General features: G+C 69.0%; 23 protein-coding genes and 4 pseudogenes. 16 read left to right on the top strand and 11 right to left on the bottom strand.

Annotated elements, in window-relative coordinates:
- Nucleotides 1–270: 270 nt before the first annotated feature.
- From OG734_RS01865 to OG734_RS01855, 3 genes are all read right to left on the bottom strand, one after another.
- Entirely contained in the window at nt 271–1,056 is a 786-nt protein-coding gene (locus tag OG734_RS01865; protein ID WP_330285692.1) for a carbonic anhydrase, read from the bottom strand.
- Between the two features lie 780 nt (nt 1,057–1,836).
- On the bottom strand, nt 1,837–2,859 hold the full coding sequence (locus OG734_RS01860; RefSeq protein WP_330285691.1) for a DNA-directed RNA polymerase subunit alpha: 1,023 nt from the start codon (nt 2,857–2,859) through the stop codon (nt 1,837–1,839).
- A 603-nt stretch (nt 2,860–3,462) separates the two neighbouring features.
- Entirely contained in the window at nt 3,463–5,142 is a 1,680-nt protein-coding gene (locus OG734_RS01855) for a hypothetical protein (protein ID WP_330285690.1), read from the bottom strand.
- A gap of 248 nt (nt 5,143–5,390) precedes the next feature.
- On the opposite strand from OG734_RS01855, the gene OG734_RS01850 reads away from it, so the two are divergent.
- Together OG734_RS01850 and OG734_RS47845 are read left to right on the top strand one after the other, a co-directional pair.
- Complete coding sequence (locus OG734_RS01850) at nt 5,391–6,230, top strand: endonuclease/exonuclease/phosphatase family protein (protein WP_330293530.1); 840 nt, start codon at nt 5,391–5,393, stop codon at nt 6,228–6,230.
- A gap of 93 nt (nt 6,231–6,323) precedes the next feature.
- Nucleotides 6,324–6,857 (top strand): annotated as a pseudogene (locus OG734_RS47845) (IS5 family transposase); the annotation flags it as partial.
- 31 nt (nt 6,858–6,888) lie between these two features.
- Here OG734_RS47845 and OG734_RS01835 read toward each other — a convergent pair.
- Entirely contained in the window at nt 6,889–7,101 is a 213-nt protein-coding gene (locus OG734_RS01835) for a hypothetical protein (RefSeq protein WP_330285687.1), read from the bottom strand.
- 281 nt (nt 7,102–7,382) lie between these two features.
- Between OG734_RS01835 and OG734_RS01830 the strand changes: the two genes are divergently transcribed.
- Nucleotides 7,383–8,654, top strand: coding sequence for an MFS transporter (locus OG734_RS01830; RefSeq protein ID WP_330285686.1), 1,272 nt, complete (start codon nt 7,383–7,385; stop codon nt 8,652–8,654).
- Between the two features lie 531 nt (nt 8,655–9,185).
- Nucleotides 9,186–9,725: pseudogene (locus OG734_RS01825) on the top strand (aldo/keto reductase); the annotation flags it as partial.
- Between the two features lie 381 nt (nt 9,726–10,106).
- Here the strand turns inward: OG734_RS01825 and OG734_RS01820 are convergent.
- Nucleotides 10,107–10,682: a TerD family protein gene (locus OG734_RS01820; protein WP_330285685.1), complete on the bottom strand. Its 576-nt coding sequence runs from the start codon at nt 10,680–10,682 to the stop codon at nt 10,107–10,109.
- Nucleotides 10,683–10,838: 156 nt separating this feature from the next.
- Here OG734_RS01820 and OG734_RS01815 point away from each other — a divergent pair, with 156 nt between their 5' ends.
- Together OG734_RS01815 and OG734_RS01810 are read left to right on the top strand one after the other, a co-directional pair.
- Nucleotides 10,839–11,264, top strand: a complete 426-nt coding sequence (locus OG734_RS01815) for a BlaI/MecI/CopY family transcriptional regulator (protein WP_330285684.1) — start codon at nt 10,839–10,841, stop codon at nt 11,262–11,264.
- Nucleotides 11,265–11,270: 6 nt separating this feature from the next.
- Nucleotides 11,271–12,203, top strand: coding sequence for a M56 family metallopeptidase (locus tag OG734_RS01810; RefSeq protein ID WP_330285683.1), 933 nt, complete (start codon nt 11,271–11,273; stop codon nt 12,201–12,203).
- Nucleotides 12,204–12,272: 69 nt separating this feature from the next.
- Here the strand turns inward: OG734_RS01810 and OG734_RS01805 are convergent, their stop codons facing one another.
- A complete protein-coding gene (locus OG734_RS01805; RefSeq protein WP_330285682.1) occupies nt 12,273–12,728 on the bottom strand; it encodes a tellurite resistance TerB family protein in 456 nt (151 codons plus the stop codon).
- A gap of 91 nt (nt 12,729–12,819) precedes the next feature.
- Nucleotides 12,820–13,099, bottom strand: a pseudogene (locus tag OG734_RS01800) (hypothetical protein); the annotation flags it as partial.
- A 44-nt stretch (nt 13,100–13,143) separates the two neighbouring features.
- Between OG734_RS01800 and OG734_RS01795 the strand changes: the two are divergent.
- The 3 genes and pseudogenes from OG734_RS01795 to OG734_RS47840 form a co-directional block, all read left to right on the top strand.
- A complete protein-coding gene (locus OG734_RS01795) occupies nt 13,144–13,620 on the top strand; it encodes a macro domain-containing protein (protein ID WP_330285680.1) in 477 nt (158 codons plus the stop codon).
- A 686-nt stretch (nt 13,621–14,306) separates the two neighbouring features.
- Nucleotides 14,307–14,855: an AMIN-like domain-containing (lipo)protein gene (locus tag OG734_RS01790; protein WP_330285679.1), complete on the top strand. Its 549-nt coding sequence runs from the start codon at nt 14,307–14,309 to the stop codon at nt 14,853–14,855.
- A gap of 236 nt (nt 14,856–15,091) precedes the next feature.
- Nucleotides 15,092–15,397: pseudogene (locus tag OG734_RS47840) on the top strand (hypothetical protein); the annotation flags it as partial.
- A 69-nt stretch (nt 15,398–15,466) separates the two neighbouring features.
- Here OG734_RS47840 and OG734_RS01780 read toward each other — a convergent pair.
- Both OG734_RS01780 and OG734_RS01775 read right to left on the bottom strand, forming a co-directional pair.
- Nucleotides 15,467–16,720, bottom strand: a complete 1,254-nt coding sequence (locus OG734_RS01780; protein ID WP_330285677.1) for a L,D-transpeptidase — start codon at nt 16,718–16,720, stop codon at nt 15,467–15,469.
- A 216-nt stretch (nt 16,721–16,936) separates the two neighbouring features.
- The gene (locus OG734_RS01775) at nt 16,937–17,194 is read right to left on the bottom strand and encodes a hypothetical protein (RefSeq protein ID WP_443064815.1); all 258 of its coding nucleotides are present in this window, start codon (nt 17,192–17,194) and stop codon (nt 16,937–16,939) included.
- Nucleotides 17,195–17,425: 231 nt separating this feature from the next.
- On the opposite strand from OG734_RS01775, the gene OG734_RS01770 reads away from it, so the two are divergent.
- From OG734_RS01770 to OG734_RS01745, 6 genes are all read left to right on the top strand, one after another.
- Nucleotides 17,426–17,986 (top strand): RNA polymerase sigma factor, encoded by a 561-nt coding sequence (locus OG734_RS01770; protein ID WP_330285676.1) that lies wholly within the window; start codon nt 17,426–17,428, stop codon nt 17,984–17,986.
- Complete coding sequence (locus OG734_RS01765; protein WP_330285675.1) at nt 17,983–18,804, top strand: zf-HC2 domain-containing protein; 822 nt, start codon at nt 17,983–17,985, stop codon at nt 18,802–18,804. Before OG734_RS01770 ends, OG734_RS01765 begins: the two co-directional genes overlap by 4 nt.
- Nucleotides 18,804–19,640 carry an ABC transporter ATP-binding protein gene (locus OG734_RS01760; protein ID WP_330285674.1) on the top strand — a complete coding sequence of 279 codons (837 nt, stop codon included), beginning with the start codon at nt 18,804–18,806 and terminating at the stop codon, nt 19,638–19,640. The genes OG734_RS01765 and OG734_RS01760 overlap by 1 nt, the downstream gene beginning before the upstream one ends.
- Complete coding sequence (locus tag OG734_RS01755; RefSeq protein ID WP_330285673.1) at nt 19,637–21,031, top strand: hypothetical protein; 1,395 nt, start codon at nt 19,637–19,639, stop codon at nt 21,029–21,031. Before OG734_RS01760 ends, OG734_RS01755 begins: the two co-directional genes overlap by 4 nt.
- Entirely contained in the window at nt 21,028–21,603 is a 576-nt protein-coding gene (locus tag OG734_RS01750; protein WP_330285672.1) for a hypothetical protein, read from the top strand. Before OG734_RS01755 ends, OG734_RS01750 begins: the two co-directional genes overlap by 4 nt.
- 189 nt (nt 21,604–21,792) lie before the next feature.
- The gene (locus OG734_RS01745) at nt 21,793–22,620 is read left to right on the top strand and encodes an SDR family oxidoreductase (protein ID WP_330285671.1); all 828 of its coding nucleotides are present in this window, start codon (nt 21,793–21,795) and stop codon (nt 22,618–22,620) included.
- Between the two features lie 59 nt (nt 22,621–22,679).
- On the opposite strand, the gene OG734_RS01740 is transcribed toward OG734_RS01745, so the two are convergent.
- Nucleotides 22,680–23,660 carry a phosphotransferase enzyme family protein gene (locus OG734_RS01740; RefSeq protein ID WP_330285670.1) on the bottom strand — a complete coding sequence of 327 codons (981 nt, stop codon included), beginning with the start codon at nt 23,658–23,660 and terminating at the stop codon, nt 22,680–22,682.
- Nucleotides 23,661–23,788: 128 nt separating this feature from the next.
- Nucleotides 23,789–24,436 (bottom strand): class I SAM-dependent methyltransferase, encoded by a 648-nt coding sequence (locus tag OG734_RS01735; RefSeq protein ID WP_330285669.1) that lies wholly within the window; start codon nt 24,434–24,436, stop codon nt 23,789–23,791.
- 143 nt (nt 24,437–24,579) lie between these two features.
- Here OG734_RS01735 and pgm point away from each other — a divergent pair, with 143 nt between their 5' ends.
- Complete coding sequence (pgm, locus tag OG734_RS01730; RefSeq protein ID WP_330285668.1) at nt 24,580–26,220, top strand: phosphoglucomutase (alpha-D-glucose-1,6-bisphosphate-dependent); 1,641 nt, start codon at nt 24,580–24,582, stop codon at nt 26,218–26,220.
- Nucleotides 26,221–26,256: the final 36 nt, after the last annotated feature.

Below are 26,256 nucleotides of genomic sequence, written 5' to 3'. Positions count from 1 at the left end.
AATACTCATCCGCACGACGATCGGCCGCACCTGTCCCGGACGTATGTTCGGTACCAGTCGGCTGCGACGCCACCTGGACGCAGGCTCGCGTCCGTCGGCCGGCGACGAACTCTGTCTGCGTGACGACACAGGCGACGGCCACTGCCTCACCGGCAACTCGCAAGCGGTATGCGGAGTCCGTCCTGAAATGGGAACCTGCCCTCGGGAATGCTCTCCGGGGGAGGCGGCCGCAGTGGCTGTCCGCGGCGGCCGCCTCCCGGGAGTGTGACGTCAGCTGATGCGGTGCACTCGCTGGCTCGTCAGCTCATAGCGGGCGCCCACGATGGACAGGGCGCCCGAGTCCACCTTGGCGGCGAGGTCGGGCTCCGCGGCGAGGCGGGACCGGATGAGCCGTATGTTGGCATCGATCGTCGCGTCGATGCGGGCGTCGCCGTCCTTGCTGTGATCGATGGCCGGGCTGATCTGGTCGGCCAGGTACTGGATGTGGGCGGGCAGTTTCTCGCCCGACCCGTCCGCCTGGACCGTGGCCTTCACGGCTCCGCACGACTGGTGGCCGACCACCATGAGCAGTGGGATCCCCAGTTCGAGCACGCCGTACGCGAGGCTGCCGAGCACGGCCTCGTCGAGGACCTGGCCCGCGCTGCGTATGGTCATCAGGTCGCCGAGGCCCTGGTCGAAGACCAGCTCCGGAGGTACCCGGGAGTCGATGCAGCCGAGAATGAGGGCGAAGGGGTGCTGACTGGTCGTCAGTGCCTGCCGGACGGCGGGGGACTGGTCGGGATGCTGCTGCCGAAAGGTGCGCCAGCGGCGGTTGCCGGCCGACAGCTCCCGCAGAGCCTCCTCGGCAGTGGTCGGCCGCTTTCGCGGAGTGGCGAGGTGGGGTGCGGCGGCCGCTGGTTCGGCGCCGATGGCCAGGCCGGCGCCGAGTGCGGCGGTCCCGGTGAGCGCGGCGCGGAGGAGGGAGCGCCGGGCGGGGGGTGTCGCGCCGGAGACCGGGGCGACGGGTGCTGTCCGCTGCGGGCGGACGGCTCTGTGGGGTGTGGGGTCAGAGTTCACGGAAGGGAACGTATGTCCGACCCGACGCTCCCCTGTTCTGGTTGCTGAATCATGATCGATTGTTGAATCATTCTTGGCGGCTCCAAGGGCAGCTCTTGGGTGGCGCTCAAGTGCTGTTGGTGCATTGATGATTGACGATCCAGCAGCCTTCGTACGAACGAGTTGATTCGTCAGGCGGGGCGATCAGGCGCTTTTCGCCGCGTTCGGCCTCGACGTCCGTCCAGCGGTCCGTGGGCGGGACCGGGGTCCATCCCTCGGCGACCAGTCGGCGGGGCCCCGAGTGCCGGCGTCGAGGTCGCCGCGCACGCCGCTGATGGTGAGCGGGTCATCCCGGTACTCCACCACCAGGACAGTTTCACCTGCCGCCCGTTCGTCCCGGGGTCGCAGGAGCCAGGCGAACCTGTGCTGACGCAGGCCGTCCTCGCCGAGCGTCTCGTCGCACAGATCGAGTACGTATGCCTCGTCGCTGTCGCCTCTGGCCGTGCCGCTCGATGATGCCAGGCGAGGCGGGACCGGCCCGACTTCCTTCGCGAGTGGCACCGACTACCGCCAGGGGTGAGGGTGCCCTGTTGATCGCGCAGTGCGCGACAGCGCAGCGGTGTGTACCGCTCGCACTTCACCCTCACCACCGGGAACGCCGGCAGCCGACGACTACGGGCCCGCTGTGTCACAACGTGACGGACCAGAGGAGACGGCCGCGCCAATCACCTTTGGCGGCGGCTCCTCGTCGTCGGCTGCTCTGCATGGCCGGCTCCTCCAGGAGCCGGCCATAGCGCAGCGTCAGTACTGCTCGGTCTCCACGAAGCTCCCGTCCGCGTCGTTCTCCGCGCCGAAGGCGTCGGCGGCGGCGGTCGGGTTGAATCCGGGCGGGCTGTCCTTCAGGGCCAGGCCCATGTCGGCGAGCTTCGCCTTGACCTCGTCGATCGACTTCGCACCGAAGTTGCGGATGTCGAGCAGGTCGGCCTCGGAGCGGGCGACGAGCTCGCCCACGGAGTGGACGCCCTCACGCTTGAGGCAGTTGTACGACCGGACGGTGAGGTCGAGCTCCTCGATCGGCAGTACCAGATCGGCGGCGAGGGCGGCGTCCGTGGGGGACGGGCCCATGTCGATGCCTTCGGCGTCGATGTTGAGCTCACGGGCAAGCCCGAACAGCTCGACAAGCGTCTTACCGGCAGAAGCCATGGCGTCCCGGGGGCGCATGGCCTGCTTGGTCTCGACGTCGACGATCAGCTTGTCGAAGTCGGTGCGCTGCTCGACACGCGTGGCCTCGACCTTGTACGTGACCTTGAGAACCGGCGAGTAGATCGAGTCGACCGGGATACGCCCGATCTCCTGGCCCACCTGCTTGTTCTGCACTGCGGAGACATAGCCGCGACCGCGCTCGACGGTCAGCTCGATCTCCAGCTTGCCCTTGCCGTTGAGCGTGGCGAGGACGAGGTCGGGGTTGTGCACCTCGACACCGGCCGGCGGCGCGATGTCGGCGGCGGTGACGAGACCAGGGCCCTGCTTGCGCAGGTACATGACCACGGGCTCGTCGTGCTCGCTGCTCACGACGAGCTGCTTGATGTTGAGGATGAGGTCGGTGACGTCTTCCTTGACGCCCGGCACGGTGGTGAACTCGTGCAGAACGCCGTCGACGCGGATGGACGTGACAGCCGCACCCGGAATCGAGGACAGAAGAGTCCGACGAAGGGAGTTGCCAAGGGTGTAGCCGAAGCCCGGCTCCAGCGGCTCGATGACGAACCGGGAGCGGAACTCGTCGACGACTTCTTCGGTCAGGGACGGACGCTGAGCGATCAGCACGGGGTGTTGCCTCCAGTGGTTTGGCGCCCGCTATGTGACGCCGTAGACCCTACGAAGGGTACGCGCGATACAAACGATACGGCCGCCGAAGGGGTCGAACCGACCCTGAGAGCTGTTGCGCCACCTGTTCGGACCGACGGCCGTTTGCCACGAGCGGAGGAACATGGTGGGAGAGCGGAGGCGCCGTGCTGCAGAGCTTGCGTCGCCGTGGAGGGTGAAACTCGCCTACACGGTGTCCCTGAGGCGCAGACTGCACACCAGGCCCGAGCTGGGCGGCCTGGAGATCGACACCGCACGTCTCATCGCCGCCGCCTGCCGGTACGGGCCCGTTTCGTCGTCGGTACGACCAGTCCGGTCGCCTCTGTGGGTGGTGAGGTACCGGGCATCCTGGTGCGGGCGGAGAAGGACGGCACCGAGTTGACGGAGGAGACCGGAGTCCCCTGCGCGTCGGTGAACGGCCGGATGCGCGCCTGTGGCCACGACGGGCACCGCGCGGCGCCGGCAGCGCTGACCTGTGCGGCACATCACCCTGTCCGACGGCCTGCTCAGCCCACTGATCGCAGACGGCGGTTCCGCTTCTGCCGGCCTTTTGGGCGGCGGGGGCTACCGGACGTCGACGTAGTCGGTGACCCGGGTGCTCCTCAGGTACCGGTCTCCGGTCTGGCGGTCGAAGGCGACGGCCCAGGTGCCGTCCTGTTCGGCGGTCTCCATGCCGACGAGGTGGCCGTGTCTGTCGACGCCGAGATCGCTGACGAAGCGGTACGTCGTGGAGCCGCGGGGCCGGAAATAGAGGGCGGGGGAGCCGTTGCTGAGCGGCTTCCAGGTGGTGCCGTCCTTGTACTGGAGGGTGCCGGCGAAAGTGATCGGACGCGACTTGCGGACCGGGTCGGGAGAGGCGCGGAAGCCGGTGATGCGCGTGGCGTAGCGGTAGAGGTGTTCCGGTTTGGTGGCGCTGGTCGCCAGGTCGGGGTTGCCGTTGAAGCGGGCGCGCCAGTAGGCGTTGTTGACCGGTGTGGTGAACGTGCGGGCGAACGTCTCCGGGAGTTGGGGCTTGTTGTAGCGGATCTTGACGGGGAGGGTGACGGCGTCCTTCCACCCGCTCTTGCCGTCCTTGGAGTACTGCAGGGTGACGGTCGGCCTGGTGGGCCAGTGCGCCCGTGGATCTTCGTAGGAGACGGAGCCGAAGACCTTGAGAGACGAGTCGTCGTTGAGGAACGCACTCATCTCGATCTGGGTGATATGGGCGACGTGGAGGCTGAAGGGCTGGGTGGTGACCTGCTGGAAGGGCAAGCCGCTGCTGCCGGCCACGAGTTGGGCGGCCGGTGCGGCGTTGGCCGACGAGACACGCAGTGTGTAGGAGCCATGGCTGTCGGTGGTGGTCTGGCCGGCTACGAGGTCGGCGAGACCACCCGAGCCGAGACCGAAGAGTGTGATCGTGGTGTGTGCCAGCGGTTGCCACCCGGAGGCGGTCTGGATCTCCGCGCGGCCGGTGACGGTGCCGGTGGTGTCCTGTCTCAGGTCCAGGGCGTGAGTGCTGGCCGAGAAGCGGATTGGCGCCTGCGTGGTGTGCAGGTGCTGCTTGGGCGTTACCACGTCGATCGCCCCCGGGTAGGCGGAGGCGGCCAGGGGGGACGCGGACAGCTCGATGGACGGCTGGGCGGGGACGAAAGCGGCTCTGAAACGGCCGTCGGCCGCAGCGGTCGCCGTCAGCCGGCCGCGCCCGGTCTCGATGTCGACGGGCATGCCGGCGGCGGGAGCGGGGGCGTCGGGCTGACGGGGATCCTCGGCGAGAACGGTGCCGTTGACTGAGACCACTTGGTGGAGGTAGCTCGGCACGCTGGGGGTGGCCGTCAGGTCGGGGATCGTGACGACGGTCCGGTACTCCAGGGCGTACGGGGACAGGGCGCCGGTCACTGTGGCGCCGGAGGCGTCCTGCAGGTCGACGGTCACCCGGTAGTCGCCGAGATCCGCCAGGTGGACAGGCGCCCGCCAGGTGCCGGATCGCGCGTCCTGTCCGGAGTACTGGGTGAAGTCCTCGGTCGACCCGGATTCCGGGTCCCCGGCCGGTGCGTCGAGCGGATAGAAGTGGGCCGTGATGCGAGTGAGGGGACTGTCCGAATGCGCGGTGACGAAGAGCATCCCTGGCTGGCTGTACCAGCCGTCCGCACCGGACAGGACGGGACCGCCGTCCGCGCTGTCCGCCTGGGCCGGGAAGGGGCCCGCGAACAAGGAGGCGGACAGCGCGGTTGCCGTCGCTGCCGCCAAAAAGGTGCTGCGTCTCATGATGGTCCCTCAGAGCCCGGATGACCGGCGGCGATGATGTTCGCTTCGATACGAAAAAATACACAGGAAATACCAAGATCAATCAGGCGTTTGTCATGGAAACGGTAAAACGTCCGAGTGTGGAAATCGCCGCCCGGTCCGGTGCAGCACCTGGGTGGAGCGTGAGAAGCGTGTGTTGCTGGTTGTCCCGTCCCCTAACCTCGTACCTGGAAACGTCAGATGTGATGTGGATCCACGTTGAGGAGTCGATGGTGTTCGGAAGGGTCACGCGGTTGCTCGCGGGCGCCATGACCGTGGCCTGCATGGTGCTCCTCGGTCCCAGTGCGCCAAGCGATGCCCTGTTCGGCAGGTCGCTGCCCGTGAGTGCCGTCAGAGACGTCGTACCGAACCGGGTCATGACGTGGAACATCTGCAACCCCTGCGACGTGAGCAACGTTGACCGGGCAGCGGAGATTGCCGTGCTCGCGCCCCAGGTCATCGGCCTGCAGGAGGCGTGCGTGCGTGACGTCGAGAGGATTCGGGAGTATCTGGAGAGCCTCTACGGGCTGGTCTACCACGTCGAGTACGGGTCGGTTCTGCGCAATTGGAACCGCTGCGGAGGAGTGCCGTGGAGTCCGGGAGCCTTCGGGCAGGCGGTCCTCTCGGCGGCGCCGATGACAGACCGCGTCAACGTGGAATATCCCGACGGCGGATCCGAAGACCGTGGGTACATGGCGGTCACGACCATGGTGGGCGGCAGACCCGTCCGGGTCTTCAACACCCACCTCGCCCAACGACGTCAAGAAACAGTCAGAGCAGACCAGGTGCGCGTACTCGCCGCGGAAGTCGCCCGGCACGATCGCGCCATCGTTCTCGGCGACTTCAACGCGGTGCCGGACTCTCCCGAACTGACCCGGATGTGGACGCTGGCCGCGGACACGGACCCCCAGTGTCGTCCTTCGCCCGCCGACACCTGTGAGCCGACCACCGACTGGCAAAGCAAGTTCGACTACGTCTTCCTGCGGGGCATCGCCCCGCTCAGGCACCGCGTGCAGCTCACCCCGTACTCGGACCACGATCTGCTGTACACCGACCTGGGCCCGATCTAGGCCGTGTGTCGAAAGTGGATCTTGGGCTGTGAATGATCACGGTTCATGGGTCGGGGAGATCTCACGGACGAGCAGTGGGCGGCGCTGTAGCCGTTGTTGCCGAAGGGTGCCAGGGCGGGGCGGCCGCCCGTCTGGCCTCGGCGGCAGTTGATCGACGGCATACGGTTCCGGGGCCGGACCGGTGTGCCGTGGCGGGACGTGCCCGTCGAGTACCGACCCTGGGGCCGGGTGTATGACCTGTTCCGCCGGTGGCAGCGGAACGGTACCTGGCAGCGGATCCTCACCCAGCTCCAGTCCCTGGCCGACGCGAAGGGCGCGGTCGTATGGGACTTGAGCGTCGACTCCACGGTGTGCCGTGCCCATCAGCATGCGGCCGGGGCCCGCAACTAGGGCGACCTGCAGAAGGAACCGCCGGGCGGCATCTTCACCGAGCCCCGTGATCATGGGCTGGGAAGGTCGCGTGATGGGTTCACCACCAAGCTTCACCTGGCAGTTGAGCAGGGTCAGAAGCCCATGTCGATCGTGGTGACGGCAGGGCGGCGCGGCGACTCGCCGCAGTTCGAACCCGTGTTGGAGAAGGTCCGCGTGCCCCGCCTCGGGCCGGGCCGGCCACGCGTCCGCCCCGATGCGGGGCTCGTCTGGTGGGCGTCGAGGCTGGTCACGGCGTAGACGGTCGTACGAGTCTCTCGCTGGCCGGCGGATCGTCGGTGGCGGTGCAGGTGCAGGTGCAGGTGCAGGTGTGCAGGTGCAGGCGCAGGGTGAGGCGGGCGAGGGGGAAGTTGATGCCGCCGAGGTTGTCGGCGATGGCACAGGACTTGATAGAGCGGGACTCGCGTCGGCCGTGGGCGGCGGTGGAGGCGGTGTGCTGCACCGGGATCGCGTTCCAGGGCAGGGCGGCGAGCTGCCGGTGGGTCGTGGGCGAGGAACCGCCCGAGGTGAACGCGCAGGTCAGCGACCCGGCCCTTGTTCAGCGTACCCAGGCTCTCCAGCACGGCAGGGATAGGGGAAGATGCAGCAGCAGGCACGGGACACTCTCATGATCATCGGGCTTGGACACCGCCCAATATCCTGCGCGAAGTATGGACTGGAGGTTCCGGTCGGCGGCGGAGGCCCAACACCAATGATCAGCGGAGTCACCAGGGAGCCCGCAGCATGACCGGCACCACGGAGGCCCTTGGCGGGTCGGCTGTAGTCGACGATGCAGCACGAAGTGTCACGCGCCCGTTCTACGTATACGCCGTGCTCGCCAACACGCTGTTCCAGCGCGGCGTATTCGTCCTCTTCCTTTATCAGCGAGGTTTCTCCGCCGGGCAAGTGGCCCTACTGCAGACACTGCTCTACCTGGTCAGCGGACTTGCGGAGTTGCCGACGGGAGTCGTCGCCGACCGAATCGGCAGGCGTGCCAGCATCGTGATCGGCCAGGTGCTGATAGCTGGATGTCTGCTCGGGCAGGTGGCGTTCTCCAACTACTGGGTGTTCCTGGCGCTGTTCATCGGGCAGGGCGTGGGCATGGCATGTGTGTCCGGTTCGGACACCGCCTTGTTGTACGACCTGCTCGTGCGTCGTGGTGCAACGGCCGGCTACGTCAAGATCAAGTCCCGGTTCACCATGCTCGGGACGGTCACCTCGGGAGCTGCCATCGCCCTCGGCGGCCGACTGCAGCAGATTTCCTGGGGAGTCGTCTACGTCGGCTCGGCGGCGTGCCTCGTCCTGGCCGTGGTGGTGCTGATGTCACGGGTGCCCGAGATCCGCGGCGCGGACGCGGTGGACGAGCAGGAGGGAGTCGAGGAGGAGTACGGCGACGCCACAGCGTGGCGGGCGATGCTTCGGGTCGCCACGCCGGCGCTCGTGACGCTTGTCGTGGTGTCCGGATTGATGCATGCGACTTTGACGCCGTACATCATTTTTACGCAGAAGACCCTCTCCGATCAGGGAGCGGGCACCGCATTGGTCAGCGTGGTCATATCGGCGGGATTCTTCGCAGGCGGGCTCATTCCGCTGCTGTCGGACCGCGCGGACCGGCGCATCGGGTATCGGGCCATCGTCCCGGTGTCCCTCCTGACGCTCGCCGCGGCACTCGGCCTGAGCGGCCTCGGCCTTGTCTGGGTCACCATCGCCGCGTTCCTGGCCCTGGTCGGGATTCCCGAGATCACCGCCGTGATCGTGGACAACGTGTTCAACGAGGCCGTGCCGTCGCGCCACCGGGCGAGCCTGCTGTCGATGATCGCATTCGTGGAGTCGGTGCTCATCGGCATCGGCTATCTCGTCCTCGGCGCGCTCATGGACGGGCTGGGCTCCAGTGTGGGCATGGCCACCTACGCCGCGGTCCCCCTGCTGGCATGTCTCCTGTGGCTCCCGGTGCTCTTCCGGGGGGCACGGGTGACCACCGAGATCGAGAAGCCCGCCGACCAAAAGGCATCCTGAAACAGACCATCTAGAGCAACTCCCTGCCCGATGGCAGGGGCGTTGCTCGTTGACATGTCGCTCCCAGTCGGCGACGGAGCTGTCATCGCGACGATCAGCGCCCAACGGGATGGGAAGAATCGCGCCACTGCGGCAGCTGTTCAGCGGCAGCGCGTTGGTGATGGGGTTTTTGAAATCCGCACCCTGTACTCAGGCACGGGACGGACCTGCTCGCCTCGTTTCACCACTCGCTGCTCGCGGGCAGGTCGCGATCCGTCTCGCTCGTCTGAGCCCCATCCGACCGGCGGAATGGTGATCGCCTTGCCCGGCCGCGCTGGACGCAGCCACCATCGTCTGCCGCCTCGGCAGGGCAGCGGCACAAGGTCTGAAAGCTCGTCCCGACCGACGCTCTCTTGTCAGGTTCAACGGCTTTGCGACGATGGTGAGTTCCCGATAGGCATGTGACGTTTCGCCCAACCCGTTGACCTGTCGCAGCACACCGTGACGGCCCCATACTCCGGGACCTGAGGAACCGACGGGTGAAGGAGCACGGTGAGCGCAGCAGCGCCAACAGGGACCTGGAAGCTCGGGGACCTGGAGGTGAATCGCATCGGCTATGGCGCGATGCGGCTGACGGGCAACGGCATGATGGGCAACTCCGACGGCATGCCGATCGACCGCGATGTCGCCGTCGGCCTGCTGCACAGCGCGTTCGAGCAGGGTGTCAACCACATCGACACGGCCGCCTTCTACTTCTCACCACTGCGGTCCGCGAACGAGCTCATCAACCGCGCACTCTCGTCCTGGTCCGGCGATGTGGTCGTGGTGACCAAGGTCGGCCCGGCGCGCGATCCCTCCGGCGAGTGGCTCTACATGCTCCGTCCCGACCAGTTGCGTGGCCAGGTCGAGGAGAACCTGCGCCAGCTCGGCCGGGACTGCCTAGACGTGGTGAATCTGCGCGTCGGCGGCCCTCGCACGGCCTCGATCGCCGAGCACTTCGGCGCCCTCGCTGAGCTGCGCGAGGCGGGCCTGGTCAGGCACCTCGGGCTCTCCGGTGTCCTGTTAAAGCACGTGGCCGAGGTCCAGAAGATCGGCGGACACGGCGGCCACGGCCGGCGTGAGCACGGCGAGCGCCGACAGCAACGTGCCGCGGCTCGTCGACGGGCCCGACGGGCCGCCCCGGGCAGCCGCCCGCAGGGCGAGGTAGACGGCGTACTCCCGCCCAGCCGCCGCCGTGATCTCGTCGGCGGCGTCGAGGCCCGCTTCCGCACACGGACCGCTGTCTGTCCGGTGGGGTCGGCGAGCAGGGCCTTTCCGATGTGGGCGCCGCTCGTCGACAGCCGCAGTATCGCTTCGAAGTCCGGTCGGTCCTCCGGGCGGAGGCGAGTCGGGTCGGCCACATGGTCTCCCAGTGGGTCAGCCACCGGACCCGCCCCTTGGGAGGGGAGGCCCGGCAGTGCGCGTCGGCCTGGGTCAGATGTTGACGCCGAAGTCGGAGGCGATCCCGGACAGCCCGGAGGCGTATCCCTGGCCGACCGCGCGGAACTTCCACTCGGCGCCGTTGCGGTACAACTCGCCGAAGACCATCGCGGTTTCGGAGGAGGCGTCCTCGGACAGGTCGTAGCGCGCGATCTCCTGCCCGCCCGCCTGGTTGACGACCCGGATGAAGGCGCCCCGGACCTGGCCGAAGCTCTGGCCGCGGTTGTCGGCGTCGTGGATGGAGACCGGGAAGACGATCCGGTCGACCTCGACGGGTACGCCCGCCAGGTTCACCTTGATCGCCTCGTCGTCGCCCTCGCCCTCGCCGGTGCGGTTGTCCCCCGTGTGCTCGACGGACCCGTCCGGGCTGGTGAGGTTGTTGTAGAAGACGAAGTGCCCGTCCGAGAGAACCTTGCCGGAGGCGTCCAGAAGCAGGGCGGAGGCGTCGAGGTCGAAGTCGGTGCCGGTGGTCGTCCGCACGTCCCAGCCCAGGCCGACCAGGACAGCGGTCAAGCCCGGGGCCTCCTTGCTGAGCGAGACGTTGCCGCCCTTGGACAGGGAAACTCCCATTGCTTTCCTCCTGGTTGAGATCCTGCGGTGCGGTTGTGCCCGAAGATAATCTACATCGCTGTAGAAAAAGAGTGGGGTGTGATGCGGGCGCGCGGCCCCGGGTGTCCTTACGATGGAGCGCCCGTGAAGTACGCGGCAGCGGAAGGGAGACAGGGCGTGACGGATCACCGACAGCGTCCCCGGCGAAGGGGACAGGGGGAGCTGGAGGCGCTGGTGCTGTCCGTGCTGCGGGAGGCGGACGGGCCCGCGACGGCTGGATGGGTGCAGGAGCGCCTGGGGAGTGACCTCGCCTATACCACCGTCATCACGATCCTGACCCGGCTGCTGGCCAAGGGAGCGGTCACCCGCGAACGGGCCGGCCGGTCCTTCGCCTGGCTGCCCGTGGCGGACCAGGCCGGCCTGGCCGCCCACAAGATGCGCCGGGTGCTGGACAACGAGGGAGACCGGCAGGCCGTGCTGGCCAGTTTCGTCACCGGTCTCGGCCCCGACGACGAACGGCTGCTGCGCGAACTTCTGGGCCGGTCCCGCGACGGATCTCACGACGGATCTCACGTCGGATCTCGCGACGGAGGGGAAGACTGACGCCCCATGGGGGTCTTCGTTTTTCTGCCGCTGACACTGCCGTTGACGGCGTGGCCGGTCTCCCGCCTCGCCGAACAGCATCTCCACCCGCGGACCGCGACCCGGCTGCTGACCGGCGTGGCCGCGGTGATGGCCGTGTGCAGCACGGTGTGCCTGGCGCTGCTCATGGTGGTCGGCACCGCCCAACTCCCCGGCAACCCGCTGCCCGACGGCTGGTCGGACCCCGAGGTGCGCGAGGCCGTCCCCTATGACGAGGTCGCCGGCAAGGCGGCCATCCCCGCCCTGTGCGCGTTGGCCCTGGTGTGCGGCCGGACGCTGTGGCGGCACCGCCGGGTACGTCGCCGAGCTCACCGGGCCCTTGCCGGACTGCCGGGTACACAGGTCGCGGTCCTGCCCGACGAGTTGCCCTACGCGTACGCGCTGCCCGGCGGCCGTCGCGACCGGATCGTGGTGACCACCGCGCTCCTCGACTCCCTGGAACCTGCCGAGCGCCGCGCCCTGTTCGCCCACGAGCGCGCCCACCTTGCCGCCCGCCACCACCGCCACCTGCTCGCCGTACAACTGGCCGCCCGCGCCAACCCGTTCCTGCGGCCCCTGTGTACGGCGGTGTCGTACACGGCGGAGCGCTGGGCCGACGAGGACGCGGCCCACGTGGTCGGCAGCCGTCGTACCGTGGCGCGGGCGATCGGCAAGGCCGCGCTGGTCTCCCGCGGCGCGCCACTGGCCGCGCTCGCCGGTTTCGCCGCGCCGGGGCCGGTCCCACGCAGGGTGGCGGCCCTGCTCGGACCCGCGCCGACCGGGCGCCGCTGGCCGTCGGTGTTCACCACGGTCGGACTGGCGACATGGGGTGCGGCGGCGGGTACGGCCGTGTCGGCGATGTCGTCCGCGAACGCCGCCGTGACCATGATCTTCATCCTCCACGCGGCCACGCCCCTCTGACCCGCCGGGCGGCGGCGGGTCAGGCGCTGTCGGCGGAGGAGCGCACCTGCCGGGTGTGGTCCGTGCGGCTCAGAGGTCGAACTCGTGCGGCGGCAGGTCCAGGGTGAAGCACGCCTCGCGTACGACGGCCTGCTCGGTCTTGTCGAAGTCGCCGTCCGCGCCGCCGATGACGATGCCGATCTGGATGACGGCACGGGCCTCGGCGGGCTTCTTCTTCGCCTTGGCGACCTCCTGCAACACGCTCACCTTGCCGAAGGCGAAGTCGGCCGTCAGCTTGTTGAGGTTCTCGTCGAAGCGCCGCTGGAGGTCCATGGCGTCGAAGTTCTGCAGCACCTCGTTGGTGGCGATCAGCTGGGCCACCCGCTGCCGCTCCGCGGGGTCGATGCTGCCGTCGGCGGCGGCGACCAGCGCACACATCGCCATGCTCGCGTCGCGGAAGGCACCGCTCTTGAGGTCGTTCTTCTTCGCCACGAGCTGAGTCTGCATCGTCGATGCGGACTCCTTGAAGCGGTCCCACAGGGCCATGAGTACTCCAGAAAGTCGAAATACGAAACGGATCAAGGTCTACAGCAACGTAGAAACTACCCGCCGGGCGGATTAGTTCCGCCAAGCCCCGTCACTCCTCTTCCTGTTCGTCTTCGTCGTTGCCCTCGAAGAAGTCCCCGACCTCGTCCACGACTTCGGCCGCGACCATGGGCCGCCCCCGCCGCGACGACGGTCCCCATACCTGGACCGGAACGGCGGCCTTCGTGGTGGTCGTCGTCGTACCCGTGGTGCCCGCCGTGACCGTGGTTGTGACCGGCGCATAGGTCGCCGCCGCCGCCCGCGGCGAGGACTGCCTGCTGCGCGCGGGGCGGGACCGGCCGGGGGGCGGGAATGCTCGGTGCGGGCAGATGGAAAAGCATTGGCCTCTGATCATGGACCAGGCGACGATGACTCCGTGAAACCGTTGAGGATCGTTGCGGGCGACGCGACCAACCCCCAGGCGAAGGGCCCGAAGGTGATCGCCCATATCTGCAATGATCTCGGCGGATGGGGCAAGGGATTCGTCCTGGCGATCTCACGCCACTGGCCCGAACCGGAGCGCGAGTACCGCCGCTGGCACCGCGAGCGCGCAGGTAACGACTTCGCCCTCGGAGCAGTACAGATGGTCCGCGTCCGATCCGACATCTGGGTCGCAAACATGGTCGCGCAGCGCGGGATGAAAGTGGGAAGCGGCGGTCCGCCCATCCGCTACGACGCCGTCGAACACTGCCTGCGCGCCGTCGCTGAGCACGCCCTTGCCAACAAGGCCTCTGTGCACATGCCCCGCATCGGGTGCGGCCTCGCCGGCGGCAAGTGGGAACGCATCGAGCCGATCATCAGCAAAACCTTGAGTGCCCGCGACATCGCCGTCACCGTCTACGACTACGCATAAAACCGCCTGTCCGTCTGGTCTCAGGGCCGCAGGTTCATTGTCAACTTACGGGTGCATCCTCGAGCGCGGGCCGGCGCGCAACGCGCCCGAGCCACGGCACTACACTCTCGACGGCCGGATGCCGCTGTGGCACGTCGATGACCAGGACGCCTACGTCACGCGGGAGTACGAACGGTGGCCGCTCATCCGGGTCGCCGAATTCCTCGGCTTCAGCGGCGCCTCGGCGAACGGGAGCGCCCGCAAGCAGCTCTCGCGGTGGGGCCTTCACTCCGTGGGCCAGCCCTTGGTGGTGGCGGGGTGCCCGCACCGACGTGGCGAAGTAGCGGGGGACCGGCTGCACCGCCTTCGAGGCGCACTCGCCGGGCAGGTGTCGCCATGCGTCGTACCGGCGCTGCTTCTGCTGCCCTCCCTTGAACTCCCCGTCGCAGCTGGCGCACTTCTTCGCCGACTTCCCCGACTCCCGGAGCTTGGCGCGGGCGGGTCGTACGAGCCCCGGGACAGCCGCGGGGCAGGTCCGCACGGATCCGAGGTGGGCGACTGTGAGGCCGACGGTTTGCAGCGGCTGGTAGCCAGAACGGGAATGTCCGAAACAAGACGCTCGTCGCCTCCAACCATTTCGCTTTCCTCTTTGTCTCACATGGCACAGATGCGTAATACGCAGGGAAACGGAAGGGATGTGCTCGCCGATGAGGAGCTGGGTAACGGTGCTGGCAGCGCTGGCACTGGTATTGACGGGAGCAGGCGCGGCGTCGACTGCCGCTGCCGCGCCGCAGGCCGAGGTTTGCGCGACCGGCTGGGGGAGTATGGCGAAGGCCGCGCCGGGGTCGATGGCGATGACCGGTTCCGTGACGGATGTCAGGACCGGCCGGCACGCCTGCTACGACCGGATGGTTTTCGATATTCCGGGCGTGACGACGGCCCACCCGGCCGGGTACTGGGTCCAGTACGTTCCCAGTTTTGCGCATCCCCCGTCGCAGACCGGTATCCCGGTCGCGGGAGGTGCGGTCATCGAGATCGATATCACCGCGTCGGTCGACGACTCGCAGTACCACGTCAGGCTCGCGGACCCGCTGCCCGGGCTTGACCTCGGCGGCTACCGCACCTTCCGGGACGCGAAATTCGGCGGCTACTACGACGGAGCCACCCACATCGGACTCGGTGTCCGGGCCACGCTGCCGTTCCGGGTGATGGTGCTGCCCGACCGGCTGGTGGTGGACGTGGCGCACAGCTGGTAGCCGAGCAACCGCGAACATCCGCGTGCCGGGCCAGCGCTGGGGTCCAGCAGTCTGGACGCCCGCGCCCATGAAGCAGGTCAGCCGCGCCGTCGACCCGGGGCCGACCGGTCCGCTCAGAAAGCCCTGGATCGGCAAGGCATCCCCAGCATCTGCCGGCTCTTCTGCGTCAACTCGAGGGGGGGCAGGACACCTGGTGCACGGCCAGCGCCGTCACCAGCGGCAACCGCTCAGTGATCATGGCCGCCGCCCACTGCGTACGCCTCGGCTCCTCGCCGGCCAACACCTACAGCGACATCGTCTTCGTCCCCGACTACGCCAAGGGCAAGGCGCAGCACGGCCGCTACGCCGTCAAGGCGACCATGACACCGCGCTCCTGGGCCGAGGACACGGTCAATGACGTAGCGGCGATGGTCGTCGCCACCCCGGCGAACGGGAAGCGGCTCACCGACGCGGTGGGGGCCCGGCTTACCCGTTCCCCGCGTACGGCAGCAGCCCGCCGGTGCTGGCCGCTGGGTGCGGGGCCCCAGACCGAGGGCCGTCCGAGCGTCCTGACGCCGCAGGCGGTGGCCGACATCATGTCGGCCACCGCCTGCGGGGAGAGTGGCGTGGCGTCAGGTGGTTGGGCTGCCCGCGGCCCACACGCTCCACGCCATGTTCCAATCGCTGAGGCCGTTGTCCGGGGCCAACATGGTCTTGTCCTCGGAGTTCTTGACGACCACGACGTCACCGGTCATCGAGTGGTCGAAGAACCACGCGGCGGGCTGGCTGCCGTCACTGCCGCCCCTGACATCCTTCAGGCCTACGCAGCCGTGGCTGGTGTTGACCTTGCCGAAGACCGAGTCGGCACCCCAGTAGTTGCCGTGGATGAACGTGCCCGAGTCGGTCAGGCGCATGGCGTGCGGTACGGCCTTGATGTTGTACGAGGGCTTGCCGTCCTTCTCCGTGAGGCCGACGCTCGCACCGTTCATACGGATCTGCGTGAACTTCTCGGAGATCACCATCTGGCCGTTGTACGTCGGGTGCTCGGGGCTGCCCGACGAGATCGGGATGGTCTTGATCGTCTTGCCGTCCCGGACGACGGTCATCTGCTTCGTCTTTGCGTCCACGGTGCTGATCTGGCTCCGGCCGATCTTGAACGTGACCGTCTTCTGGATGCCGTGGCGGTTGAGCGTGACGGTGGCGGTGGAGCCGGGCTTCCAGTAATTCTCGGGGCGGAAGTCCAGGCGGTGGTCGTTGAACCAGTGGCCGACGACCGGCTGGCCGCTGCTGGAGCTGACCTGGATCTCCGACTCCACAGCGGCCTTGTCGCTGATCGCCATGTCGAAGTTGACCGTCACCGGCATGCCCACGCCGACGGTCGAGCCGTCCCCGGGGGAGACGTGTCCGATGAAGTCGTTGGCGGGGGAGACCGTGGTGATTGTGGCGTTGCCGGTGGCGGAGCGGGCCTTGGCATCCTCGGCCTCTGCGGCGATCTGATACTTGGTGGCACGCTCCAGTCGACCGTTTGGCTTCCAGGAGGTGCCGTCCGCGGACAGAGTGCCCGGGATCTCGGCACCGGTCGTGACGGCGGTCATGGTCACCCTGGTGAGCTTGCCATTACTGACGGTGACACCAACCGGGTCGTTGATCCCCACGTTGTAGGCACTTTGCCCGGGCGTGATCTCTATTCGGGCGTCGGAGGCTTCCTGGACGCCCGCCTGATCTACCCGCGCCTGCGATTTCGGGTGGTTCCCGGCGCTGTTGCCGCTGGTGGCAGCGTTGCTTGTGCCGCTGAGGGCCGTGACTGCGAGTATGCCCCCGAGTGCGCCGGCCGTAGCCACCAGCCCGGTGCGTCGTCTATAGAGCGTGATCAAACGCTTCTCCATGCCGCTGGTCCTTGCATCCCTGTGCTGATCGCCGAAGGAGTGCAACCAGCCTTGAGACCACTTATAGGCATCCCTATGTCCATAAATGGGTAAATTGTGGCGAAGGCCACGCATTGTCGAGCGCGTCGCCGAGGTTGCAGACCTGGACCTGGGAGCCGATGGCGGTCCGCACACGGATCTTGGTGCAGTTCCGCTCCCCCTTGCTCGTGGCCCCGTTCACGCTGTGGGCCGAAGCGTCGCCGACCTCGGCACCGCGGCCGCCGTCCCGGCCTCCCGTTCTGCTCGTTCCTCAGGGGCCCGGCGCAGGGCGGCCGCGTGGGCGGTGTCGGCTTCGCGGCGGCGCTGGAGGCGGGCCACCTCGATCGGGGCCGGCGCATCGTCCGGGACGACTTCGGGTTCGGGGAACGCGCGGCGGCTGAATTCGCGCATCGCCCGGTTCTGCCGCTCCACCGCTTCCGCGACGAGCCGGAACAACCACGGGAACCGTGGACCTCGGCGACCATCCGGCGCGAGAGTTGGGCATCAGCTGCCCGGATCGCGAAATCCCCACCGCCTCCAGCCCAAAGGGTCCGTCAGTAAACTGATGGACCCCTCACGAACGATCGAGGCTAGAGCGCTTCCGCGACCGAGGCCTGCCGTAGGTCATATGTGGCGGGGATCACGTCGGCGGGAAAACCTGCGGCCCGGCCCGGGCGTCTAGCCGGTGTGAGATCAGTCAAGGCAGCGCCGCACGAGTTGGACGAGGAGCGTCTCGTCCGGCTGGTGGCAAAAGGCGACCGTGCCGCGTTCGAGGAGTTGTACCGGCGTACGTCGCCGTGGATGGCGGTCCGGCTGCGCCGCCGGTGTGTGGACGAGCAGATCGTCGCGGAGGTCATGCAGGAGACGTACCTGGCGGTTTGGCGCGCCGCGGGTGCGTTCGCGGGGGCCTCGGTCGGAGGGTCGGCCACCGGTTGGCTGTGGACGATCGCGGCGCGCCGCCTGGTCGATGCCTTCCGGCGCAGGGCTCACCACGCGGAGCCGCCGCCGGCCGCCGCTGTGCCCGACGCGGCGCCCGCCGCCGAGGAGGAGGCGCTCGCGGCGACCGTCGGCGGCGACGTCGGGGACGCGCTGCGATGCCTCGCGCCGGAGCTGAGACAGGTACTGCAGGCCATGGTGCTCGACGGGCTGTCCGTCCGGGAGACCGCGGTCCTGCTCGGGCTGCCCGAGGGCACGGTCAAGACCCGTGCCCGCCGGGCCCGGATCGCGATGCGGAGGGCGCTGACGTGAGTGTGGAACACGCGTCGATGCGGATCATCGAGGGTTACGCGCGCGGCGGCACGGACCTCGCCGCCGACGAGGTGTGGGCCGTGGAGGCCCATCTGGAGGCCTGCCGGATATGCCGTGACCGGCTGTGCGCCGCAGTCGGTGCCGAGGCGCCCGCCGTGGCGTCGCTGGTCGACACCGTGTGGTCGGCCCTCGAACCCCAGTTGGCGGTCGTCCCCACGATGCCGACCGGACGGCGCTGGTCGGCGCGGCTGTCGAGGTGGATGACGCCCACGATGGTGCCGTGGCTGGCCATGGTGGTGGGCGTGACGCTGCTGGCGCTGCTGCTCGACCTGGCCGACACCGGCCCCGGTTCCGGGCAGGTGTCCCTGGTGCTGCTGTTCGCGCCGGTCCTGCCCGTGTTCGGGGTCGCGGCGTCCTGGTCGCGCGGTCTGGACCCGGCGTACGAACTGACGGCCTCGGTGCCCAGGGCCGGGCTCCAGCTGGTGCTGCGGCGTACCGCGTCCGTACTCGGCGTGGTCGTCCCCGCGCTGCTGGTGGGCGGATGGGTGACCGGGGTGATGGTGGCTCAGTGGCTGCTGCCCTGTCTGGCCTTCACAGCGGCGACGCTGGCGCTCGGCGGTGTCGTCGGTGTGACCCGCGCCGCCGTCGTGCTGGCCGCCGTGTGGGCCGCCGTGGTCGTGGCGCCGACCCTGGCCACCAGCCGTACGGCCTTCGCCCTGCAGGCGGGCGGACTGCCCGCGTGGGGACTGATCCTCGCGCTCGGCACCGGTGTCGTGATCGCCCGCAGAGGCGCGTACTCCGTGCTGGGAGCCCATTGATGACGAACAGAAAGGCAGAACACCACATGACGTCCGCGGTGAACGCGGCCGACATCGCACCGACGGCCTACGCCTGGGAGATCCAGGCCACCGGGCTGAAGGTCAGAGTCGGCAGGAAACGGATGGCCGTCGACGGGCTCGACCTGGCGCTGGGCACCGGCGTACACGGTCTCCTGGGACCCAACGGGGCGGGCAAGACCACACTCATCCGGGCGCTGGCCACTGTGCTGCGCCCCACCGAGGGCACCCTGGAGCTGCTCGGCGAGTCCGTGGGCGGTATGGGCGAGCATCGTGCGGTGCGCCGCCGGATCGGGTACCTGCCGCAGGAGTTCGGCTACTACAAGCGCTTCACGGTACGCGAGTTCGTCGAGTACATGGCGTGGCTGAAGGAGGTGCCCAAGGCGGACATCCCCGCGGCGGTGCAGCGCGCGGTGGAGCGGGTGGGTCTGGCGGACCGCGCCGACGAGAAGATGAAGGCACTCTCCGGCGGCATGGTACGCAGGGCCGGCATCGCCCAGGCCATCGTCAACGACCCGACGATCCTGCTTCTTGACGAGCCGACGGTCGGCCTGGACCCGGTGCAGCGGCTGCGCTTTCGCGAACTGCTGCAGGAGTTGGGTACGGACACCTGTGTGCTCGTCTCGACCCATCTGGTGGAGGATGTCGCCGCCGCCTGCACCGACGTGGTGCTCTTCGCCGAGGGGCGACTGATCTTCCAGGGCCCTCCGGACGAGCTGGCGTCGGTGGGTGGCCCGGAGCATGTCGGTGACAGCCCTCTGGAGCGCGGCTACTCCGCTCTGTTGCTCAACCCCGAGCAGACAAGGGGCACTTGGTGAACGTCAGTGTCCTGCGCATCGAGTTGAAGCGCTCCATCGCCCCGTGGGCCGGCGCCGTGGTCCTGACGGCCGCGCTGGCTTTCCTGTACCTGGTGAACGCCGAGTGGTGGAGGGGCACCACGGCGTGGACGGCCCAGTGGACGCCCATGGCCCTGTGGACCCGCTCCCTGCTGTTCTACCTGTGGCCGATCGCCGTGGGACTCGGGGCGCTGCAGGGTCTGCGCGACCACCGCTCGAAGATGTCCGAGCTGCTGACGAGCACGCCGCGGCCCGCCTGGCACCGCGCGGCCACGCTGGCGGGCACCACGGCGATCACGCTGGCCTCGGCCTTTGCGCTCCTCGTCCTCGTGGGCGGGGTCCAGGTGCTCGCCCACACCGGGTACAACCACCTGGGGTGGCTGCCGATATCGCTGGTGGGGGCACTCTCGCTCGTCGCGGGGGCCGTGCTGGGCATGGGGGCCGGGCGAGCCCTGCCGTCGATGCTCACCCCGCCCGCGCTGGCCATGGGTGCCTTCGTGTTCACGATCCTCATGCACATGTCCTTGGGCCGGACGCAGACGGTCACCGCGGACGGGTTTCCGAGCACGGAGCCGAACCGCGTCTCCCTGCTGTCACCGACGGTTGAAGAGGCGCGAGAGGCGTTCGTCACGCTCTCCGCCTCCGTGCACGTCGGACAGACGGTCTGGCTGCTCGGCATGGCCGTGACCGGCTTCGCACTGCTGGTCGCCGCGACCCCGCGGGCCCGGCTGATCGCCCTGACGCCCGTCCTGGCGGGCGCGGTGATCGCCCTGCTCGTCCTCCCCAACGACCCGCGCCGGATGTACGTCGTGGACGAGGCCGCCGCAGAGTCGGTGTGCGACGGCCCGGTGTGCGTGACCAGGACAGAGCAGGCACGACTCGCCGGCCTCGCGGATCCCGGCAGGAAGGCGCTGCGTCTGATGCAGGGCGCCCTGGGCAGCCAGGCGCCGGTCTCGGTCCGGGAGAACGTCACCGTACTGCCGGACGGCTCCACGCCGCAGTGGTCCCGTGAGGCGGTACTCCTCGACTTCGACGACGACACCATCGCCGCTGCGAAGGGTGAGGAGCTGACCCGGGCCCTGATCGCCAAAGGCATGGTGCCAGGGTGCGCCCCCGTCGGCTGGCAGATGTTCGATACCCATGAGGCCGCCGCGCAGAGCATCGCGGCCGGCTGGGTCCTCGGGGGCCTCAAGCCGCTCGACAGCCCCTCCCTCGCTTCGAGTGACGTGATTGCCCTGGCCCGCCCGGCGTGGAAGAAACTGAAGGCGATGTCGCCGGCCGAACAGCTCTCGCGGATCAACGCCCTGCACACCGCCGCGCTTTCCTGCAAGGGCGATCCGTTCGACGCGCTGTCCGGCGGTGCGTCCCGGTGAGATGGCTGACGCTGTACGCGCGCTCACGTCAGGTACCCGCGTCGCTCGCCGCGGTGGTGATCAGCGCGGTGGCGGTGTGGGCGCTCGTCCCGGACGGGGGCGCGGGGTCGGGCGATCCGCGGCTGTCGGTGCTCGTCCTCGCTACGGGGGCGATGGCAGCCTCGATCGGGCTCAGCGGGCAGGACCTCGCGCTGGACCGGACGTCCGCGATCCGCTGGGTGCCCCGCAGAGCGGCGCACGTGCTGCTCGCCGGCGTGGTCGTCGCCGCGGTGCTGCTGACAGTGCAGGCCATGGGCAAGACCACGGCCACCACCGCGTTCGTCGTCCGGGACAGCGCGGGCCTGATGGGACTGGTCGCCCTGGGGGCGGCTCTCTCGGGCGGCCAGTACGCATGGACGCTGCCGTTCGCCTGGCTCTCGTTCGCGTTCTTCGCCCCGCCCCCGACGAGTGCGCCGATGCAGGTGGCGACCTGGATGCTGCTGCCATCCGGCACGGCAGCGGGCACCTGGACGGCCCTGGCCCTCGCGGTCGCAGGCACCTCGACCTACGCCGCCACGGGACCGAGACGGTGACCGGACCGGAACGGGGGAACCGGATCGGGCCGCCGTGACCGTGTGTGACCCTGCCGAGGTGCTCACGGGCGCGGCGGGTCAGGCCCGTCCGCCATGCCGACCGAGACCTGAGGGGCGGGCCACTGGTCATCAACCCACTCACGGGACAGCCAGAGTATGCGGTGGTCGGTTGCCGTTACTGTTCGGCGCATGGCCTCGAGGAAGTCACGTCCCCTGGACGTCGGTTCGGCCCATGTGATCGTGACCGGTGGGTCGAGCGGCATCGGCCTGGCCACCGCCCGGCTGCTCGCGGAGCGAGGCGCGAAGGTGTCGCTGATCGCTCGTGGCCGGGACCGTCTGGAGTCGGCGGCGAAGGACCTGTCGGCCGCCGCGCGGGCGGCCGACGTGGCCGATCAGCCAGCCCTGGCCCTCGCGATCACTGAGCTCGAGCAGGAACAGGGACAGCCCTGCGACATCCTGATCACGTCGGCGGGGCTCGCCCGGCCGGGACACTTTCTGGAGCTGCCGGACGAGGTCTTCCGAGAGATGATCGAGGTCGACTACTTCGGGACGCTCCACGCGCTCAGGGCCGTGACCCCCGGCATGGTCGAGCGCGGGCGGGGCAGCGTGGTCGCCGTGTCCTCCGCCGCCGGGTTGATCGGGATGTTCGGTTACAGCGCCTACGGGCCGGCCAAGTTCGCCGTACGCGGGCTGATGGAGTCGGTACGGGCCGAACTGACCCCGCACGGGGTGCATGTCGGCGTCGTTTTTCCGCCGGACGTGGACACTCCGCAACTCGCCGAGGAGAACCGGTGGAAGCCGGCGGAGACCAGGGCAGTCGGCGGGTCGATCAAACCGTTGACCGCGGAGAAGGTCGCGACGGCGATCGTGGCCGGTATCGACCGCCGGCGTTTCGTGATCTGCCCGGACACGGGCACTCGGGCGCTGGCACGCTTCGGCAGTGTGCTGATGCCGCTGCTCAACTGGGAGTTCGACCGCAGGGCGAGATCGATCGCCAAGGCGGCCAAGGGGGCGTGAACCATGCAATTCTGCCCGACCTGCGCCTCGTTGCCGACCGCGTCCAGCTCGTGAACCCATCACCACACCGACTCCACAGCCTCGGCCAACTGCGAGATGGCCGCCGGATCGGGCAGGCTACGCAGCGAAGCGACGACCTGGTTGCTTGCGAATTCTCGCTGCGCGGCGGTTACGCCCGGATCGATGGCGCACTCGGCCTGTACATATATGTAGTTCAAGTCGGTCGCGAAAAGCATCGAGAATGACTGCGGGCCTTTGATGGCGGCGCGGCCTCCGGTGCTCCGATAGGACCGTACCAACCGCCGGGCCGAATCAAGGTCGGCGTGGTTGTGGCCCGCCCATACGTACACGGCGCGGGCGAGTTCTCGTTCCGCCGAGACAGGTCCCGCGTTGTCCCAGTCGAGAAGAACCGGACCGTTCGGACCGACCAGAACATTCTGCGGCTGCAGGTCGAGATGCGACGTCACCAGACCGTGGGGGCCGGCCGGAGTCACCCATTGCGCCAGCTCTGCCGCGGAAGTGTCGATGAACTGGCCCAGCGCCTCTGACCACGGGAGCCCGGCCTGGTGAATCTTCTTGTGGAGGCCTTTCCAGTCGGCGTCCCGAGGGCACTGCTCGTACCAGGAGTTCGGTGCCTCGCTCGCGCCCTCTCCCGCCTCGTGGAGGAGTGCCATGGCCCGGCCGACCCAGTCCAGGACGTCTGGGTCGGAGACGTCCGCCGCCGTGCCGTCGATCCAGTCGTACAGCTTGATGCAGGACCCGCCAAGAGCAGGCGGAAGGCGTGAGACGTATGCGCCGTGGCGATCGGGGATGAGCCGCGGTGATGCGATTCCCAGGTTCTCCGCGGCCTGCCGTAACGCGGCCTCCCTGCCGATCTGTGCTTCGTCGCAGCCGAAAAGGAGTTCCTTGATCGCCCACGAGGAGCCATTTCCGGACAGCTTCCAGATCTGGCCCAACGCACCGCGGGTGACGGGCGTCGCCGTCCACGGACCGGCTTCGAGGGCGTAGGTCTCCGCTATGAAGTCGACCGCGTCGTCCATGCAGGTGCCTTTCCGAAGGTCAAGGTGTGGAACCGCCGCCCACGCCCACGCCACGGTGGTGGTGTGCGTGACCAGCTGCGGGGGCGAACAGCCCGGGACGTCGGCCGTACACGGAAAGCGACTGAGTGTCAGCGCCCGGTCTCGTCACGGCGGCAGTGCAGGAAGAGGTGGGGTTCGGGCGTGGCGCTGGGGTGGTCCGGGGCGAAGGTGGTGCTGTGCCGGGACAGCACCGTCAGCCCTGCCGCCTCCACCATGCCGGTGAAGTCCTCCTCGGAGAAGCTCGTCGCGCGGACCGGCTGGCCCATGAAGGTCACCTCGATGTCCTCCACGTCCGCCGGCACGGTGGCCAGCACCAGATGCCCGCCGGGCTTCAGGGCCAGGGCGAGGCGCCGCATCAGAGCCGACTGTTCGGCGCGGGGCATCTGCAGCAGCGAGAAGAACACGCACACACCGTCGAACGAGTCCGCCTCGAAGGGGAGGTCCCGGATGTCGCCGCAGTGGAACTCGGCCTCCGGGACCTGACGGGTGGCGAGTTCGACCATGACGGGTGAGACGTCGACCCCCAGCACCGTGTGCCCTGCCTCGATGAGCGCGGCCGCGGTGGGTCGCCCGGTGCCGCTGCCGACGTCCAGTGCCCGCGCGGTGGGCGGCAGCCGCTCGATCAGCCACTCCAGAGCGGACAGGTGCGCGGGGGCGTGGGCGAACGCCTTCTCGTAGTCGGCGCCCAGCGCGTCGAACAGCACGGCAGCGGGCGGCCGTTGGTCCTCGTGCCTCACGTCGGTGTCCCTTCGCTAGCCGACCCGCATCGTCGCATCCGCCGGACCGTTGCCACAACGGCCGCCCGGTGCGCGTCCCGGTGGGCCGGGCGGGGGAGAATGAGGGCCGTACCCAACGGTCGGCCATTGCGGAGGAGCGGGAAATGCAGGACGCGCGAGCAGGGCAGGTCGCCGGACCCGAGGACCTCATCGATGTGGCCCGCCTGGTCACGGCGTACTACGCACTGCACCCCGACCCGGCCGAGCCCGGGCAACGGGTGGCTTTCGGCACCTCGGGACACCGGGGTTCGTCCCTCGCCGCGGCGTTCAACGAGGACCACATCGCGGCCACCAGCCAGGCCATCTGCGAGTACCGCACCGCCCAGGGCACCGACGGCCCCCTCTTCCTCGGCGCCGACACGCACGCCCTGTCGGAGCCCGCGCGGATCACGGCTCTTGAGGTGTTCGCCGCCAACGACGTGAGCGTCCTCATCGACCAGGCCGACGGCTACACACCCACACCGGCGGTCTCGCACGCCATCCTCACCCACAACCGCAGCCGCACGTCCGGCCTGGCCGACGGCGTGGTGGTCACCCCCTCGCACAACCCGCCCGCCGACGGCGGCTTCAAGTACAACCCGCCGAACGGCGGCCCCGCCGGTTCCGAGGCGACCTCCTGGATCCAGGACCGCGCCAACGAGATCATCACCGGCGGTCTGAAGGACGTACGGCGCATCCCCTACACCCGCGCCCTGGCCGCACCCGGTACCGGCCGCCACGACTTCCTCGGCACCTATGTCGCCGACCTGCCGAACGTGCTGGACCTGGAGGCGATCCGGTCCGCCGGAGTACGCATCGGCGCCGATCCGCTCGGCGGCGCCTCTGTCGCCTACTGGGGCCGGATCGCCGAACAGCACAGGCTCGACCTCACCGTGGTGAACCCGCTCACCGACCCCACCTGGCGTTTCATGACGCTGGACTGGGACGGCAAGATCCGTATGGACTGCTCCTCGCCGTACGCCATGGCCTCGCTCATCGAGCAGCGCGACCGGTTCGACATCGCCACCGGCAACGACGCCGACGCCGACCGGCACGGCATCGTCACGCCGGACGGGGGCCTGATGAACCCCAACCACTACCTGGCCGTGGCCATTTCGTACCTGTTCTCGCACCGGGAGCAGTGGCCCGCGGGCGCCGGGATCGGCAAGACCCTGGTGTCGTCCAGCATGATCGACCGGGTCGCGGCGGACGTCGGCCGGCAGCTGGTCGAAGTCCCGGTCGGATTCAAGTGGTTCGTGGACGGCCTGTCCGACGGAACGCTCGGCTTCGGCGGCGAGGAGTCGGCGGGCGCGTCCTTCCTGCGCCGCGACGGCTCGGTGTGGACTACCGACAAGGACGGCATCATCCTGGCCCTGCTCGCCTCCGAGATCACGGCCGTCACCGGCCAGACTCCGTCGCAGCACTATGCGCGGCTCACCGACCGCTTCGGTGCCCCCGCCTACGCACGCGTCGACGCCCCGGCCTCCCGCGAGGAGAAGTCGCTGCTCGCCAAGCTCTCCCCCCGCCAGGTCACCGCCGACACCCTCGCCGGTGAGGCGGTAACCACGGTGCTCACCGAGGCCCCTGGCAACGGCGCCGCCCTCGGCGGCATCAAGGTCGCCACCGCCAACGCCTGGTTCGCGGCCCGTCCTTCGGGCACCGAGGACGTGTACAAGATCTACGCGGAGTCCTTCCTCGGCCCCGACCATCTGAGCCGGATCCAGGAGGAGGCCAAGTCCGTGGTGCTCACGGCGCTGGGCACCTGACGCGGACGAGACCCTCGTGAGGGCGCCGCCGCCGGG

The sequence above is a fragment of the Streptomyces sp. NBC_00576 genome (assembly GCF_036345175.1).
GTDB lineage: Bacteria > Actinomycetota > Actinomycetes > Streptomycetales > Streptomycetaceae > Streptomyces.
Note: the sequence above shows the minus strand (reverse complement) of the source record. Positions and strands in the feature narration are given on the sequence as shown.

Excerpts from the sequence above, each read along its gene's own strand:
- OG734_RS01745 (WP_330285671.1), top strand. The coding sequence starts at position 21,793 with ATGGCCTCGAGGAAGTCACGTCCCCTGGACGTCGGTTCGGCCCATGTG.
- OG734_RS01855 (WP_330285690.1), bottom strand. The coding sequence starts at position 5,142 with ATGAGACGCAGCACCTTTTTGGCGGCAGCGACGGCAACCGCGCTGTCC.
- OG734_RS01790 (WP_330285679.1), top strand. The coding sequence starts at position 14,307 with ATGAGGAGCTGGGTAACGGTGCTGGCAGCGCTGGCACTGGTATTGACG.
- OG734_RS01830 (WP_330285686.1), top strand. The coding sequence starts at position 7,383 with ATGACCGGCACCACGGAGGCCCTTGGCGGGTCGGCTGTAGTCGACGAT.
- OG734_RS01740 (WP_330285670.1), bottom strand. The coding sequence starts at position 23,660 with ATGGACGACGCGGTCGACTTCATAGCGGAGACCTACGCCCTCGAAGCC.
- pgm (WP_330285668.1), top strand. The coding sequence starts at position 24,580 with ATGCAGGACGCGCGAGCAGGGCAGGTCGCCGGACCCGAGGACCTCATC.
- OG734_RS01805 (WP_330285682.1), bottom strand. The coding sequence starts at position 12,728 with ATGGCCCTGTGGGACCGCTTCAAGGAGTCCGCATCGACGATGCAGACT.
- OG734_RS01780 (WP_330285677.1), bottom strand. The coding sequence starts at position 16,720 with ATGGAGAAGCGTTTGATCACGCTCTATAGACGACGCACCGGGCTGGTG.
- OG734_RS01760 (WP_330285674.1), top strand. The coding sequence starts at position 18,804 with ATGACGAACAGAAAGGCAGAACACCACATGACGTCCGCGGTGAACGCG.
- OG734_RS01820 (WP_330285685.1), bottom strand. The coding sequence starts at position 10,682 with ATGGGAGTTTCCCTGTCCAAGGGCGGCAACGTCTCGCTCAGCAAGGAG.
- OG734_RS01850 (WP_330293530.1), top strand. The coding sequence starts at position 5,391 with ATGGTGTTCGGAAGGGTCACGCGGTTGCTCGCGGGCGCCATGACCGTG.
- OG734_RS01810 (WP_330285683.1), top strand. The coding sequence starts at position 11,271 with ATGGGGGTCTTCGTTTTTCTGCCGCTGACACTGCCGTTGACGGCGTGG.